17 protein-coding genes and 1 pseudogene are annotated in these 13,728 nt (G+C 62.8%); 13 read left to right on the top strand and 5 right to left on the bottom strand.

What is annotated here, in order from left to right; translation table 11 throughout:
- From JP75_RS24355 to JP75_RS24335, 5 genes are all read left to right on the top strand, one after another.
- The coding region (locus JP75_RS24355; RefSeq protein ID WP_035087694.1) for a polyprenyl synthetase family protein at nucleotides 1-807 on the top strand (807 nt) is incomplete at its 5' end.
- A gap of 1 nt (nucleotide 808) precedes the next feature.
- Entirely contained in the window at nucleotides 809-1,441 is a 633-nt protein-coding gene (locus JP75_RS24350) for an MOSC domain-containing protein (protein WP_035087693.1), read from the top strand.
- Nucleotides 1,442-1,453: 12 nt separating this feature from the next.
- The gene (locus tag JP75_RS24345; RefSeq protein WP_035087692.1) at nucleotides 1,454-1,921 is read left to right on the top strand and encodes a YbaK/EbsC family protein; all 468 of its coding nucleotides are present in this window, start codon (nucleotides 1,454-1,456) and stop codon (nucleotides 1,919-1,921) included.
- Entirely contained in the window at nucleotides 1,903-2,559 is a 657-nt protein-coding gene (locus JP75_RS24340; protein ID WP_244446399.1) for a class I SAM-dependent methyltransferase, read from the top strand. The genes JP75_RS24345 and JP75_RS24340 overlap by 19 nt, the downstream gene beginning before the upstream one ends.
- A 107-nt stretch (nucleotides 2,560-2,666) precedes the next feature.
- Nucleotides 2,667-3,098: a PACE efflux transporter gene (locus tag JP75_RS24335; RefSeq protein ID WP_035087690.1), complete on the top strand. Its 432-nt coding sequence runs from the start codon at nucleotides 2,667-2,669 to the stop codon at nucleotides 3,096-3,098.
- Nucleotides 3,099-3,116: 18 nt separating this feature from the next.
- Here JP75_RS24335 and JP75_RS24330 read toward each other — a convergent pair whose 3' ends face one another.
- Nucleotides 3,117-3,482 (bottom strand): hypothetical protein, encoded by a 366-nt coding sequence (locus tag JP75_RS24330; protein ID WP_201772974.1) that lies wholly within the window; start codon nucleotides 3,480-3,482, stop codon nucleotides 3,117-3,119.
- Between the two features lie 90 nt (nucleotides 3,483-3,572).
- Nucleotides 3,573-4,814 (bottom strand): flavodoxin-dependent (E)-4-hydroxy-3-methylbut-2-enyl-diphosphate synthase, encoded by a 1,242-nt coding sequence (gene ispG, locus JP75_RS24325; RefSeq protein WP_152565976.1) that lies wholly within the window; start codon nucleotides 4,812-4,814, stop codon nucleotides 3,573-3,575.
- A gap of 142 nt (nucleotides 4,815-4,956) precedes the next feature.
- Here ispG and JP75_RS24320 point away from each other — a divergent pair, with 142 nt between their 5' ends.
- Together JP75_RS24320 and JP75_RS24315 are read left to right on the top strand one after the other, a co-directional pair.
- Complete coding sequence (locus JP75_RS24320) at nucleotides 4,957-5,169, top strand: DUF4287 domain-containing protein (protein ID WP_035087687.1); 213 nt, start codon at nucleotides 4,957-4,959, stop codon at nucleotides 5,167-5,169.
- A gap of 62 nt (nucleotides 5,170-5,231) precedes the next feature.
- Nucleotides 5,232-5,531: a YkvA family protein gene (locus JP75_RS24315; protein ID WP_051961349.1), complete on the top strand. Its 300-nt coding sequence runs from the start codon at nucleotides 5,232-5,234 to the stop codon at nucleotides 5,529-5,531.
- A 66-nt stretch (nucleotides 5,532-5,597) separates the two neighbouring features.
- Here the strand turns inward: JP75_RS24315 and rcdA are convergent, their stop codons facing one another.
- The 3 genes from rcdA to JP75_RS24300 all read right to left on the bottom strand — a co-directional run bounded on the left by rcdA (nucleotide 5,598) and on the right by JP75_RS24300 (nucleotide 6,964).
- On the bottom strand, nucleotides 5,598-6,113 hold the full coding sequence (gene rcdA, locus JP75_RS24310; protein WP_035087686.1) for a protease adaptor protein RcdA: 516 nt from the start codon (nucleotides 6,111-6,113) through the stop codon (nucleotides 5,598-5,600).
- Between the two features lie 340 nt (nucleotides 6,114-6,453).
- Nucleotides 6,454-6,675 carry a hypothetical protein gene (locus JP75_RS24305; protein WP_035087685.1) on the bottom strand — a complete coding sequence of 74 codons (222 nt, stop codon included), beginning with the start codon at nucleotides 6,673-6,675 and terminating at the stop codon, nucleotides 6,454-6,456.
- A 97-nt stretch (nucleotides 6,676-6,772) separates the two neighbouring features.
- Nucleotides 6,773-6,964 (bottom strand): DUF1192 domain-containing protein, encoded by a 192-nt coding sequence (locus JP75_RS24300; protein WP_051961347.1) that lies wholly within the window; start codon nucleotides 6,962-6,964, stop codon nucleotides 6,773-6,775.
- 79 nt (nucleotides 6,965-7,043) lie between these two features.
- On the opposite strand from JP75_RS24300, the gene JP75_RS24295 reads away from it, so the two are divergent.
- The 6 genes and pseudogenes from JP75_RS24295 to JP75_RS24275 all read left to right on the top strand — a co-directional run.
- Nucleotides 7,044-8,078 (top strand): NAD(P)H-quinone oxidoreductase, encoded by a 1,035-nt coding sequence (locus tag JP75_RS24295; protein ID WP_035087684.1) that lies wholly within the window; start codon nucleotides 7,044-7,046, stop codon nucleotides 8,076-8,078.
- A gap of 138 nt (nucleotides 8,079-8,216) precedes the next feature.
- Nucleotides 8,217-8,939, top strand: a complete 723-nt coding sequence (locus JP75_RS24290; RefSeq protein ID WP_035087683.1) for a DUF1013 domain-containing protein — start codon at nucleotides 8,217-8,219, stop codon at nucleotides 8,937-8,939.
- Nucleotides 8,940-9,254: 315 nt separating this feature from the next.
- Nucleotides 9,255-10,013, top strand: coding sequence for a sulfite exporter TauE/SafE family protein (locus JP75_RS24285; protein ID WP_035087682.1), 759 nt, complete (start codon nucleotides 9,255-9,257; stop codon nucleotides 10,011-10,013).
- 67 nt (nucleotides 10,014-10,080) lie between these two features.
- Entirely contained in the window at nucleotides 10,081-11,883 is a 1,803-nt protein-coding gene (locus JP75_RS24280; protein WP_035087681.1) for a M3 family oligoendopeptidase, read from the top strand.
- 48 nt (nucleotides 11,884-11,931) lie between these two features.
- Nucleotides 11,932-12,096 (top strand): aa3-type cytochrome c oxidase subunit IV, encoded by a 165-nt coding sequence (locus tag JP75_RS26075; protein WP_084587916.1) that lies wholly within the window; start codon nucleotides 11,932-11,934, stop codon nucleotides 12,094-12,096.
- A gap of 58 nt (nucleotides 12,097-12,154) precedes the next feature.
- A pseudogene (locus tag JP75_RS24275) lies at nucleotides 12,155-13,420 on the top strand (Re/Si-specific NAD(P)(+) transhydrogenase subunit alpha); the annotation flags it as partial.
- Nucleotides 13,421-13,728 lie beyond the last annotated feature (308 nt).

The following is a 13,728-nucleotide window of genomic DNA, read 5'->3' as shown; positions in this document are numbered from 1 at the left end:
CCTGCGGCCGATCGCGTCGTCGCCGCCATGCGCCACGGTGCGCTCGAAGGCGGCAAGCGCCTGCGTCCCCTGCTGGTGCGCCAGGCCGCCGCCATCTTCTCATTGCCGCCTTCCGCCTCGCTCCTCACCGGCCTCGCCGTCGAAATGGTGCATTGCTATTCGCTGATCCACGACGATCTGCCGGCGATGGACGACGACGACCTGCGCCGCGGTCGGCCGACCGTCCACAAGGCCTTTGACGAAGCCTCGGCCATTCTCGCCGGCGACGCCCTTCTCACCCACGCCTTTGCCGTGCTCGGCGATACCTCGTGCCACCCCGATCCCGCCGTGCGCATCCGCCTCGTCACCGAACTGGCTCTCGGCAGCGGTGCCGGTGGCATGGTCGGCGGCCAGATGCGCGATATCGAGGGCGAAAAGGGCGGCTTCTCCGAAGGCGAAATCTCCATCATGCAGGCGATGAAAACCGGTGCCCTGATCCGCGCCAGCGTCCGCATGGGCGCCATTTTGGGCGGCGCCGATCCGCGCGCCCTATCGGCCATGACCGCCTATGCCGAAGCCGCCGGTCGCGCCTTCCAACTCGCCGACGACATTCTCGATGTCACCGCCACGCCCGAAGCCATGGGCAAGGCCACCGGCAAGGACGCTGAAGCCGGCAAGCAGACCCTCGTCTCAAAGCTCGGCATCGATGGCGCGAGAAAAGTGCTCAACGACACGGTCAACGAGGCCATTCTGGCGCTGCGCACCTTCGGCCCCAAGGCCGATGGCCTGCGGGCCACAGCGAAATATTTCGCGAGCCGGGAGAAGTAGCATGGCAAAGCTCCTCGCCGTTTGTACCGGCAAGGCGGAACACATTGCAGGCTACAACCCGCTCACGGGCATCAACAAGCAGCCCGTCATGGGCCTCATCGCCATCGGCCCGCAGGGGATAGAGGACGACGCCATTCTTGACCGCCAGCACCACGGCGGCTCCGACCAGGCCATCTACGTCTATTTCCAGGGCGACTATGACTGGTGGACCCAAGAAGACGTCGAATCCACGCCGGGCCTCTTCGGCGAAAACCTCGTCATTGAGGGTCCGATCAGCGCCGATACCGCCATCGGCGACCGCTACCAGATCGGCGATTGCCTGCTTGAGGTCACCTACCACCGCACACCCTGCATGACTTTCGCCGCCAAGATGAACGACAAGTTCTGGGTCAGGCGCTTCCACCGCGCCAACCGCCCCGGCGCCTATTGCCGCGTGCTGAGCCCCGGCACGATCGAAGCCGGCATGGACATAACCGTGATGCCCTATGCCGGCGAGCGGGTGACGGTGTCCGAGCTGATGGCCTTCGACACCGTCAAGGACATCCCGCTCGATTTTCTACGCCGCGCGGTGACGACACCGATCCGCGAAAAGACCCGCTTCAAATACGAAACCCGCCTCGCCGATCTCTTCTGAGTTGTTTTGCCGATGAGCCTCGAATCCGTCCGCACCGACCTCGCCGCCCGCGCGCCTGATCTCGCCGTTGAAGTCACCGACAATTCCACCGCCACGGTCCAGCTTGCCGCCGAAGTGCATGGCGTCGAACCCGGCCAGATCGCAAAAACCCTCTGCATCCGCATCCGCGACGAGGAAGTCTTGCTGGTCACCCGCGGCGATGCCCGCCTCGACAACCAGAAATCCAAAACCGCCTTCGGTGGCCGCCCCCGCATGCTTGGCGCCGAAGATGTCCTGCGGCTGACAAGCCATCAGGTCGGCGGCGTCTGCCCCTTCGGCCTCCCCGCTCCCCTGCCGATCTTTCTCGACGCTTCGCTGAAAATCTACGACCTCGTCATCCCCGCCGGCGGCGACACGCACGCCTCGGTAAAACTGAGCGTCGACCGCCTCGCCGAACTCTGCGGCAACCAATGGGTGGATGCTTGCCAGCTTCCGGAGTGAGCCTGACCCCGGAAGAGTACATCCGCCAGTGTTTCACCCTGGCGCCGCTCCCCTTCCGCCCGGACATTTCGCTCTACCGCCCCACGCCGCAAAGCGGCTTGATCGGCTGGTTGGCCCCGCAGGGCCGCGCCGACGATCCGCCCTATTGGGCCTATGCCTGGGCTGGCGGCGCTGTTCTGGCGCTCTATCTGCAAGACCATCCGGAAATCGTCGCCGGCAAAACCGTGCTCGATTTCGGCGCCGGTTCCGGCCTCGTCGGCATCGCCACCGCGCGGGCGGGCGCGACGAAAATCTGGGCCATCGAACCCGATCCCAATGCCCGCGCAGCCATGGTGCTCAATGCCGAGGCCAATGGCATTACCATCGCCTCATGGACCGAGCCCAATCTGCCCGATGTGGACATCATCCTCGCGGGCGACGTCTTCTACGACACCTCAGTCACCCGCCACACCCTGCCAATCCTCGCTGCCGCCGCGGAAAAAACAAAAATCCTCGTCGGCGATCCCTTCCGCCGCGACCTGCCGCTCGATCATCTCTATCTCCTCGCCAAATACAACGTGCCCGACATGGGCGGCGGCGCTCCGGTGCGGGCCGGTGTCTTCGCCCTGCGTCCGGGGAATATCGGAAATGCCCCATAGCGCTTGCCCGAAAATCGGGAAAATCCTATATCCCTCCTCAAGCGAGGACGACCTCCCCCATCAAGGGTTCAGCGCACGGGACGGCCCGGAACCCCAGGGGATTTCCCATGCGGACCACCGCCGACCGTATCCGTCACGCCGTCAGTTTCGAAGTCATCGGCATCATCATCGCAACGCCGCTCGCGGCCTTCGCCTTCCATCTGCCTGGGGGCGACTCTGCCGTGATCGTCGTCGCCAGCGCCACCGTCGCCATGCTCTGGAACTATGTCTACAACCTCGGCTTCGACCACCTGATGCAGCGCCTCGTCGGCGGCACAGCCAAGACGACGCGCATCCGCGTGGCTCACGCCGTACTGTTCGAGCTTGGCCTTCTCATGATCATGCTGCCGCTGGTCGCCTGGTATCTGCAGATTTCCATCTGGCAGGCCCTGGTCATGGATATCGCGCTGGCCCTCTTCTACATGGGCTACGCTTTCGTCTTTAACTGGGCCTATGACCGCGTCTTCCCGCTGCCCGAGTGGAAAAACGAAGCCGCCTGAACCACGGATCTGGCAGGCTCAGACCAGCAGACCACCCCAGCGCAGGCAGAGCAAAGCCAACCCCAGGACCATAAGACTGGTGAAGAACCAGAACGTGTGCCGCATGATGCTTTCAGGAAAATAGGTATCGAAGGCATAGCCGCGGACGGCGCCATAGCGAACAGCCAGCGCCGTCAGCGGACATTTGAAGCCGTTGCCGACAAAGACCAGCACTTCGATGGCGAGAAGAGTCATGGGGACGAACAGCCATGAGCCTGTGTGCCCGCTGATCCCGGAATAAACCAGCGCAAAAGTAGACAGCGCCATCACGACATAGATGATCGTATGAAGCAGACGCACTGCCCTCAGCTTGCCTGCGTCATCCATGCGCGCCCAACCGGCCATGGTCCTATCCCAGGTGCCCCGTAAATTTCAGCACACCAAGGACAATAATAAGGGCCGCGAGCCAGAACAGGCGTCGTGTATTGCGCTCGTTCATTCCGCCGCGTTCTGCCGCCCGGTGCCGAACTTGCGCTCGATATAGTCGGCCACCATCACCTTGAACTGATCGGCCACATCGGCCCCGCGCAAAGTGGCAACCTTCTGCCCATCGACAAAGACGGGTGCGGCCGGGGTTTCACCCGTGCCCGGCAGCGAAATGCCGATATTGGCGTGCTTGCTTTCGCCCGGCCCATTGACGATGCAGCCCATCACCGCCACCGACAGCGTTTCGACGCCCGGATAGCGCTCGCGCCACTCCGGCATCGAGATGTTGAGATGGTCCTGAATATCTTTTGCAAGGGTCTGGAAGGTCGTCGAGGTGGTGCGCCCGCAACCCGGGCACGCGGCGACCACAGGCAGAAACTGCCTGAAACCCATGGTCTGCAACAGTTCCTGCGCGACCTTGACCTCGGTCGTGCGATCGCCACCGGGCTCCGGCGTCAGCGAAATGCGGATTGTGTCGCCAATCCCCTGCTGCAGCAGAATGCCAAGCGCTGCCGACGAAGCGACGATACCCTTCGAGCCCATGCCCGCTTCGGTCAGGCCCAGATGCAGCGCATAGTCGCAGCGCGCGGCAAGATCCTGATAGACGGCGATGAGATGCTGCACATCCGACACCTTGGTCGAGAGCAGGATCTGATCACGGCGCATGCCCAGCTCTTCGGCGCGCGCCGCGGAGAGAAGCGCCGACTGAATGATGGCCTCGCGCTGCACGGCCGCAGCCGAAATCGGCGCCTCGGACACAGCGTTCTCATCCATCAGCTTGGTAAGCAGCTCCTCGTCGAGCGAGCCCCAATTGACCCCGATGCGCACCGGCTTGTTATAGCGATTGGCAATCTCGATCAGCGTCGCGAACTGCGTGTCGCGCTTGGCCTTGAACCCGACATTGCCCGGATTGATGCGATATTTTGCCAATGCCTCGGCACAGGCCGGGTGGTCGGTAAGCAGCTTGTGGCCAATGTAGTGAAAATCGCCGACCAGCGGCACATCATAGCCCATGAAGGCCAGGCGATCCCGGATGATCGGCACCGCCGCCGCGCTCTCGTCGCGATCGACGGTGATGCGCACGATCTCCGAACCGGCGCGCGCCAGTTGCATGACCTGCTTCACTGTCGCGTCGATATCGGCCGTATCGGTATTGGTCATGGATTGGACGACGACGGGCGCGCCGCCCCCGACCATCACACCACCGACATTGACCCCGACTGACTGCCTACGCGGCGCTGGACCGGCCATCTTCATCCTCATTCACGCGTATCTTCGAGATAGGCCTTCCCATCTGCGCGCGCAACTGGACAATAGCGTGACGGGTTGACCCAGACCCACCGGTCGAAATCGGCAGATGCCGTTCGTCGTGGTATCGAACAGGAGCAAAGCCATGACCTTCGCCGCCTATCTCAGCAATATCGAAAAGCAGACGGGCGTCAGCCCCGACGAATTCATCCGCCTCGCCACCGAAAAGGGTTTTACCACATCCGGCACCAAGGCGACCGCAATCACCGATTGGCTCAAGGCCGACTACAAGCTCGGCCACGGCCATGCCATGGCCATCTACAAGCTGCTGAAAGAGCAAGACGGGCTGACGAACTAGCCCGCAACGAGATGTGATGGGCGGGGTATTGAACCCGTCCCCCGCAGGACCATTTATTGGTCATGATGAACATGCTCCTCCCCCGCCTCATTCTCTTTCGCAAGGAAGTCGTGCAGCTCTGGAAAGCCTTTTGGGCTGCCGAGACACCGTTCTACCTGAAGGCGGCGACGCTGTTCGTTGCCTTCTATCTCTTCAACCCCTTCGACATCCTGCCCGATTTCATTCCGATCCTGGGCTGGGTCGATGACATTGTCCTCGTGCCGCTGATGGTAAGCTGGATCGTCTCCCGCCTGCCCGTCCCGGCCCGGGTCTATGCCAGCAAGTATGGCAAGACGGTCGATGGCACCGCCCGGCGGATGTAATCCCCGAAGCGTTGAACGAAATGAAAAAGGCGCCCGCTGGGCGCCTTTCGCTTATCTGGAAGATTATTATTCCGACCGCTTGAACGCGGCGTGCAGCCGCGAAAACTGATCGGCAATGCCATTGGCTTGGCCGGCGGCAACCTCGGGCAATTTCCCGCGCTCGATCAGGTCGAGCTGGGTAACGCGATCAAAGAGCCGGTCGCCCTGGTCGATAAAAGTCCGCAGCTTCTCCGGCAGGTGGTCATAGCCCGGCCCGCCGCGTTCCGAAGGCGTTGCCGAAAACTGCACCTTTTCCTTTTCGGTCCGCGCATTCTCGCGGCTGATTTCGCCCTCATTGACCGCCCGCTGCAGCAGCAGCCACGACGCAATCTGCATCAGGCGCGTCGTCAGGCGCATGGATTCGGTGGCATAGAGGAACGAGGCCTCGCGCGGCAGCAACCGGCTATCCTCGCGCCCTTCCTGGTCGAGATAGGCAGCAACGGCTTCGATCAGGCCCATGCCCTCACGATAGAGCAGGTCAAAGCCCCCCGATGCCGCAATGCGCGGGCCCAGGGCAACAGCCGAACTGCTCGTCTCGCTCATATCCGCCACGGTCCATCCCAGCTTTGGTGTTGTCGGGGGGAAGAATCCCGCCTCTCGTCTCCCCGCCATGCTAGGCGGAAATGAGGCCAGCGTCATCCCGCGAGCGCAACTAGCCTCAACAAGTGGTTGCACGGCAGCGGGTTATCATTGCGCGGGAAAACGAAAAGCAACGCCCAAAAAAGAAAAGAGCCGTGAACCACGGCTCTCGAAGTTAACAGGGAGGCGTCAAACAGAGGGAGAACCGCTCTGAAAAATTCAGAAAAATCTGAATAACTTCACCTTAACCGCAAAGTCTTAATTGTGCGTTAACAGGAGTCGATTTCTTAACCCTGACGAAAAATCAACGCCGGCGGAACGGCGGCTGCCAATAGCGCGCCACCTGCACCTGCCACATGAAGGTCTGGATCGGCTCTTCGCGCCAGGCCGTGTCGGCGAGATCGTCCGGCGCAGGCACGTTGAGCGGGCTGCCATCTTCGACCCCGGCGAGCCGCAGCGCATAAACCAGCGCGCCTGTGCCCGATACGAGCACGAGACTGAGCAATACCAGAAGGTTCCACGACATGACGGCGACTCCTTGCCTATGCAGGCAGTGTTAACCCGCCCCGTCGCCGTCTCGAACCCTAAGCCTTTCTTAACCTTAATCCGACGGCTTTTATCGATCAGAACTTGAATGCCGCCTCGGCCGCTTTTCGCGTGTCACCGCGCGCATCGATGGCCGCCTTCAGGCGCAGGATTTCCCCTTCGAGCAGCGCGATTCTCTGCTCGAGTTCCGATACCGACAAGGTGTCGAGAACCATGCCGACATCATGCGCCACCGGCTTTTTGCGGCGCTGTTCTTCATCGTCCATCATGGCGGCCTCCAAAACTTGCCCCCACAAGATTACCGTGCCGCCCTTGCCGGGCAAGCCCGCTTTACGTCAGCATGCATGCATGACCGAGCAAATCACTCTCCCCCCGACCATGTCGGCCATTCATATTGCAACGCCCGGCGCCCCCGATGGGCTCCAACTGGCAAGCCTGCCCCTGCCCCAATTGCGGCCCGGCGAAGTGCTGATCCGCGTCGCGGCGGCAGGCGTCAATGCTCCCGATCTGGCGCAACGGCGCGGCCACTACGATCCGCCTCCAGGGGCCTCGCCCCTGCCCGGCCTCGAAGTGGCTGGCATTGTGGTCGCGGCAGGCGAGGGTGCGGATCGCCACCGCATCGGCGCCCGCGTCATGGCGCTGACCAATGGCGGCGGCTATGCCGAATATGTCGCCGTGCCCCAGGGCCAGGTTCTTCCCATGCCCCATGGCTGGAGCTTTGCCGAAGCGGCGAGCCTCCCCGAAACCTGGTTCACCGTGATGCAGACGCTCGTCATGCGTGCCGGCCTTGCCGCCGGCATGACGGTCCTCGTCCATGGCGCCTCCGGCGGCATCGGTGGCGCAGCGATCCAGATCGCTACGCTCCTCGGCGCCAGGGCGATCGGGGTCACCTCCAGCCCGGAAAAAGCCGCCTACGCCAAATCCCTCGGCGCCGTGGCCACGGTAGACCGCAGCGAAGACATAGCCGAGCGTGTCCTGGCGCTGACCGAAGGCCGGGGTGTCGACCGCATCGTCGATGTTATCGGCGGGGACATGGCAGCGGTCAACGTCGCAGCCTCTGCCCGCTCCGGCCATATCGTCCTCATTTCGACCCTCGAAGGCGGCACCGCCCAGGTGCCGCTGCGCCAGATGATGGCCAAGGGCATCACGATGTCCGGCTCGACCCTCCGGCCGCAATCGTCAGAAACCAAGGCCGCCATTGCCGAGCGCATCGCCTTCTCGCTGCTGCTCAGTCTTTCCATGCCCGACTGGATAAAACCCAGGATCACCACTTTCGCGATTGAAGATGCCGCCCGCGCCCATGAACAAATGGAAGCACGAAACCATATCGGCAAGCTGGTTCTCTTGACCTCTTTCGGCCAAGCGCAAGAAAATTTGCGCTAATAAATGGTTATGGCCTGACTTCAGCGTTGCGGAAACCGGGCCAAAACTCTATATTGTGAGCAGTTCCCCCTCAGCATTTGGCTTTTGAGGCGGAGCGGTCCGGAGGAAAACCGGCCGCGCCAGCAGGAGAGTTTTACCATGTCCCAGCCCCTACTTATGCCCAAGGCAACCGCTGTCTGGCTCGTGGACAACACGGCTTTGTCCTTCGACCAGATCGCTGCCTTCTGCACGCTGCATCCGCTCGAAGTTCAGGGCATTGCCGATGGCGACGTCGCCTCGGGCATCATGGGTGTCAACCCGATCCAGAATGGCCAGTTGACCAAGGAAGAGATCGAGAGGGGCGAGGCTGATCCCAACTATCGCCTGAAGCTGTCCGATCCAAAAGTCCGCGTCGCCGCCGTCAAGCGCAAGGGCCCGCGCTACACCCCGATTTCGCGCCGCAACGAGCGTCCCAATGCCATCAAGTGGCTGGTGCGCAATCACCCCGAACTCAAGGACGCGCAGATCATGCGCCTCGTGGGCACCACCAAGTCCACCATCGAGTCCGTGCGTGAAAACAGCCACTGGAACGCAGCCAACCTGACCGCCATGGACCCGGTGACCCTGGGCCTCTGCAGCCAGATCGAGCTCGACCTCGAGGTCAAGCGCGCCAGTAAGGATGCCGGCATTCCCAACGAAGTGTCCGAAGGCACGACGCTGCTCACCGCCGAAGAAGCCCTGGCCCGCGCCACCGCCCGCCACGAAGAATTCGGCGGCGAAGAGGGTGACGGCGAAGGCCGCCGCACCCAGGCCCACGAAGACCTCGACGCCGATTCCGTCTTTTCCAAGCTCAAGTCGCTCAAGACCGACGCAGACGAATAAGCCTTCCGGCATTCCCGAAATTGAAATCCCCGCCCTGTGGCGGGGATTTTTGTTTGCGGGGGCCATTCACCGCCCTTCCCTCGCCCCTTGCGGGAGAGGGACAGACTTTTCGCGTTCAGCGAAAAGTCAGGGTGAGGGGTTCTCTCCCACGCTCAGCCGTTCGTGAAAGATCGCAGACCCCTCATCCGCCCCTTCGGGGCACCTTCTCCCGCAAGGGGAGAAGGGAGACCGGTGCGTGACGAGGCCCCCACCCGTTGACAAACCAACCATACAAGAGTGCTCATACCCACCCTACCCGCCGGATTCGCCTTTCCCATGATTGACCCTATCTTCGTTGCCGTCGCCGTCTTCGCGGTGCTTGTCGTCGGCTTGTCCAAGGCCGGGCTGCTCGGCGGCCTCGGCGTCGTCGGCGTGCCGCTCCTCGCCCTCGTCATGCCGGCGCGCGATGCCGCAGGCATGATGCTGCCGGTGCTGCTCTGCATGGATGCAGTGGCGGTCTGGATGTACCGCAAGGAATTCGACGCCTCGCTCTTGAAGATCATGCTCCCCGGCGCGGCCATCGGCACTCTGCTCGGCTGGGCGCTTTGGGCCATGGTCAGCGATGCCGTCGTGCTGCTCATGGTCGGCGTCGTGACGCTGATCTTCGTCATCGACGCGGTCTTCCCCATCCGCAAGAAATTGGAAGGCCTGCCGCCCTCAAAGCCTTGGGGCACTTTCTGGGGCGGCATTGCCGGCTTCACCAGCTTCATCTCCCATACCGGCGGCCCGCCGTTCCAGATCTATGTGCTGCCGCGCAAACTGCCGCCCGCCATCTATGCCGGCACGACCTCGGTCTTTTTCGCCATCGTCAACACGGCCAAGCTGATCCCCTATTTCTTCCTCGGCCAGCTCAATGTGCACAACCTGACCCTCTCGGCCGCCCTGGCCCCGGTCGGCGTGCTCGGCGTTTTCCTCGGCATTTATCTGGTGCGTCGCATCTCGATGAAGCTCTTTTACCGGATCGCCTATTGGCTGGTTTTCCTGCTCGCCCTGCAATTGATCTGGGATGGCGCATCAAAACTGATGGCTGGGTGAAGCACCTTCACAGGACTGTCCCGGCTGGCTAAGGTCCCGCCGGTTTAGTCTTGAGGAGTCGAGTTTGATGAGCGCTGCCGCACAAAAGGGCCACAACCAGTTTGGCAACCTGCCCACCTGGGACCTCAACGATCTCTATCCTGGCAAGGACAGCCCCGAATTCAAGGCCGGCCTCGAAGAGGCCAAGGCGCTCGCGGCCAAATTCGAGAGCGACTACAAGGGCAAGCTCGCCGACCTGACCAAGTCCGGTGGCCTCATCAAGGCAATCAAGGATAGCGAAGTCCTGGGCGACCTCACCGGCCGCATCGGTTCTTTTGCGTTTCTGCAATATGCGCAGCGCTCGACCGATCCGGACCGCGCCAAGCTCATGGGCGACACCAATGAGGCGCTGACCACCCTCTCGACCCGCGTCTTGTTCTTCGAACTCGAACTCAACCGCGTCGACGACGCCGAACTCGACGCCGCCATTGCGCGCGACCCCGAACTCGGCCGCTACAAGACCTGGTTCGCCGAATTGCGAAAGGCAAAACCCTACCAGCTCGACGACAAGCTCGAAGAACTGTTCCACGACAAGTCGGTCACCGCCTTTTCGGCTTGGAACCGCCTCTTCGACGAGACCATGTCCGCGCTCGAGTTCGAGGTCGATGGCGAGACGCTGAACCTTGAATCGACCCTGCATCTCCTCTCCGAAAAGGACGAGAAGAAGCGCGAAAGCGCCTTCAAGGCGCTGGCGAAGACCTTCAAGGCCAATGGCCGCCTTTTCACCCACATCACCAATGTCCTCGCCAAGGACAAGGAAATTTCCGACCGCTGGCGCGGCTATGAAGACATTGCCGACAGCCGCCACATGGCCAATTCCGTTGAACGCGAAGTCGTCGACGCCCTGCAGTCGGCCGTCGAAGCCGCCTATCCGCGCCTCTCGCACCGCTACTACAAGATGAAGGCAAAATGGTTCGGCAAGGAAAAGCTCAACGCCTGGGACCGCAACGCCCCGCTGCCGACCAGCGACGAGCGCATCTGGGACTGGGACACGGCCGTGACCACCGTCCTCGACGCCTATTCCCGCTTCTCGCCTGATCTCGCGGAAGTCGCAAAACCCTTCTTCAATTCAGGCTGGATCGACGCGCCGACCGGCGACGGCAAACTCTCGGGCGCCTTCGCGCACCCGACCGTCCCCAGCGCCCATCCCTATCTGATGCTCAACTACCTGGGCCGCACGCGCGACATCATGACCCTCGCCCACGAGCTGGGCCATGGCGTGCACCAGCGCCTCGCCGCCGCGCAGGGCCCGATCCTCGCCAATACTCCTCTTACGCTGGCTGAAACCGCCTCGGTCTTTGGCGAAATGCTCACCTTTCGGGCGCTGCTCGACAAGACCACCGACCCCAAGCAGCGCTTTGCGCTTCTGTCGTCCAAGGTGGAAGACATGCTCAACACGGTCGTGCGCCAGATCGCCTTCTACACTTTCGAGCGCCGTGTCCACACCGCCCGCCGCCAGGGCGAATTGCGCACCGAGGAGATCAACCAGATCTGGCTCGACGTGCAATCCGAGTCACTCGGCGACGGCATCATCCAGAACGAAGGCTATGACATCTTCTGGACCTATATCCCGCACTTCATCCACTCGCCCTTCTACGTCTATGCCTATGCTTTCGGCGATTGCCTTGTGAACTCGCTCTACGCACAGTATGAGAAGTCTAGTGAAGGCTTTGCGGAGCGCTATTTCGCGCTTCTGAAGGCCGGGGGGAGCAAGCATCATTCCGAACTTCTGGCGCCCTTCGGGCTCGATGCCAAGGACCCCAACTTCTGGTCGCTCGGCCTTTCGATGATCGAAGGGCTGATCGACGAACTCGAGGCGACCTCGCCCTGAGTTGGTAGACCGAATAGACTTCTAGACGACTATACTTTCGAGGACGAGATGGCCGCACAGCACGCCCAACACCACTCCGAGCCGGTACTGGAATCGGCAATGGACTACGCCGAACACGAAAAGACCTATAATGGCTTCATTGCCGCGGTGAAGTGGTCGGTCATTTCCCTGGCCGCCTTGCTGGTGATCCTGTTCTTCGTGGTCCAGCCCTAAAACATTTCTAGCAGGCCAAGAGCTGCCTGCCCGCCGGCAGGCGGGTAGGAGAGTTCTCATGAAAATTGCGGTTCTGCGGGAAACCGTGGCAGGCGAACATCGCGTCGCCGCCACGCCCGAAACCGTCGCCAAGCTGATCGGGCTCGGCGCCACCATTACCGTCGAAAAAGGCGCAGGCCAGGGTTCGCGCATCAGCGACGCCCAGTTCGCCGAAGCCGGCGCCAGCCTCGCCGGTTCCGCGGCTGATGCGGTCAAGGGCGCAGACATCGTCCTCGCCGTGCGCCGCCCCTCGGCCAAGGCGCTCGCCGGCACCAATCCCGGCGCCCTCCTCATCGCCGCGCTCGACCCCTATGGCAATGAGGGTGAGGTCGCTGCTCTCGCCAAAGCAGGCGTCACTGCCGTGGCCATGGAATTCATGCCGCGCATCACCCGTGCGCAAGTGATGGACATTCTCTCCTCCCAGGCCAATCTCGCCGGCTACCAGGCTGTGGTGGAAGCCGCCGCCCATTTCGGCCGCGCCATGCCGATGATGATGACCGCCGCCGGCACCGTGCGCCCGGCCAAGACTTTCGTCATGGGCGCCGGCGTCGCCGGCTTGCAAGCCATCGCCACCGCCCGCCGCCTCGGCGCCGTGGTATCGGCCACCGACGTGCGCGCCGCGGCCGGCGAGCAGGTTGAATCCCTCGGCGCCAAATTCATCATGACCGATGCGCTCAAGGACGCCTCCGGTACCGGCGGCTACGCCCGCGAACTGACCTTGGTAGAACAACAGGCTCAGGCCGAGCTCGTCGCCGGCCACATCGCCAAGCAAGACATCGTCATCACCACCGCCCTCATCCCCGGCCGCCCGGCCCCGAAACTCGTCACCAAGGCCATGGTCGAGAGCATGGCCCCCGGCTCCGTGATCGTCGACCTCGCCGCCGAGCGCGGCGGCAATGTCGAACTGACCCGCCCCGACGAAGTCGTCGACCACAATGGCGTTGTTATTATCGGCTTCACCAATCTCGCGAGCCGCATCCCGACCACGGCCAGCCAGCTCTATGCGAAAAACCTTCTCTCCTTCCTCGAAACCCTGATCGACAAGAAGGAAAAGAAACTCGCGATCAATTGGGGCGACGAGCTGGTCAAGGCCACCGTTCTCACCCGCGACGGCGCCGTCGTGCATCCAAACTTTGCCGCAGCCGCGGCCCCAGTCGTTGCGGCTGCGACCGCGCCCGTTGCCGTGCCAAAGGCGGCGCCCAAGGCGCCGAGCAGCAAGGTCGAAGCCAAGGCCGCACCGGCCAAGACCGGCGCCACCCGCAAGGCTCCGGCCAAACCCGCCGAGCACGCCGTAGACCACAGCGCCTCGATCGCGAAGCCCGCGCCCAAAACCGGCACGAAGAAACCGGCCACCAAGCCCGCCGAGCACGTGGAAGACCACGCTCCTGCCAAGGTCGCCGCAACCAAGCCCGTGACCGCGAAAAAGCCCATCGCCAGGAAGGCCGCCGCACCGGTCGCCGCCGAGCCCGACCATAGCCCGGCCGCTCCGCCCGCCGCGCCCAAACCGCGCGCCACGAGGAAACCGGCCACCAAGCCGGCGGAACACGTCGAAGGCCACAGCGCAGCGGCGCAAAAGCCCGCGGCCAGAAAGCC

It is taken from the genome of Devosia riboflavina, assembly GCF_000743575.1.
Lineage (GTDB): Bacteria > Pseudomonadota > Alphaproteobacteria > Rhizobiales > Devosiaceae > Devosia > Devosia riboflavina.
Note: the sequence above shows the minus strand (reverse complement) of the source record. Positions and strands in the feature narration are given on the sequence as shown.

Bases quoted from the DNA above. Each gene is read 5' to 3' on its own strand.
- ispG (WP_152565976.1), bottom strand. From the start codon at position 4,814: ATGGCCGGTCCAGCGCCGCGTAGGCAGTCAGTCGGGGTCAATGTCGGT.
- JP75_RS24290 (WP_035087683.1), top strand. From the start codon at position 8,217: ATGTCCCAGCCCCTACTTATGCCCAAGGCAACCGCTGTCTGGCTCGTG.
- JP75_RS24285 (WP_035087682.1), top strand. From the start codon at position 9,255: ATGATTGACCCTATCTTCGTTGCCGTCGCCGTCTTCGCGGTGCTTGTC.
- JP75_RS24330 (WP_201772974.1), bottom strand. From the start codon at position 3,482: ATGGCCGGTTGGGCGCGCATGGATGACGCAGGCAAGCTGAGGGCAGTG.
- JP75_RS24300 (WP_051961347.1), bottom strand. From the start codon at position 6,964: ATGATGGACGATGAAGAACAGCGCCGCAAAAAGCCGGTGGCGCATGAT.
- JP75_RS24350 (WP_035087693.1), top strand. From the start codon at position 809: ATGGCAAAGCTCCTCGCCGTTTGTACCGGCAAGGCGGAACACATTGCA.
- JP75_RS26075 (WP_084587916.1), top strand. From the start codon at position 11,932: ATGGCCGCACAGCACGCCCAACACCACTCCGAGCCGGTACTGGAATCG.
- JP75_RS24295 (WP_035087684.1), top strand. From the start codon at position 7,044: ATGACCGAGCAAATCACTCTCCCCCCGACCATGTCGGCCATTCATATT.
- JP75_RS24315 (WP_051961349.1), top strand. From the start codon at position 5,232: ATGATGAACATGCTCCTCCCCCGCCTCATTCTCTTTCGCAAGGAAGTC.
- JP75_RS24335 (WP_035087690.1), top strand. From the start codon at position 2,667: ATGCGGACCACCGCCGACCGTATCCGTCACGCCGTCAGTTTCGAAGTC.
- rcdA (WP_035087686.1), bottom strand. From the start codon at position 6,113: ATGAGCGAGACGAGCAGTTCGGCTGTTGCCCTGGGCCCGCGCATTGCG.
- JP75_RS24345 (WP_035087692.1), top strand. From the start codon at position 1,454: ATGAGCCTCGAATCCGTCCGCACCGACCTCGCCGCCCGCGCGCCTGAT.
- JP75_RS24280 (WP_035087681.1), top strand. From the start codon at position 10,081: ATGAGCGCTGCCGCACAAAAGGGCCACAACCAGTTTGGCAACCTGCCC.
- JP75_RS24305 (WP_035087685.1), bottom strand. From the start codon at position 6,675: ATGTCGTGGAACCTTCTGGTATTGCTCAGTCTCGTGCTCGTATCGGGC.
- JP75_RS24320 (WP_035087687.1), top strand. From the start codon at position 4,957: ATGACCTTCGCCGCCTATCTCAGCAATATCGAAAAGCAGACGGGCGTC.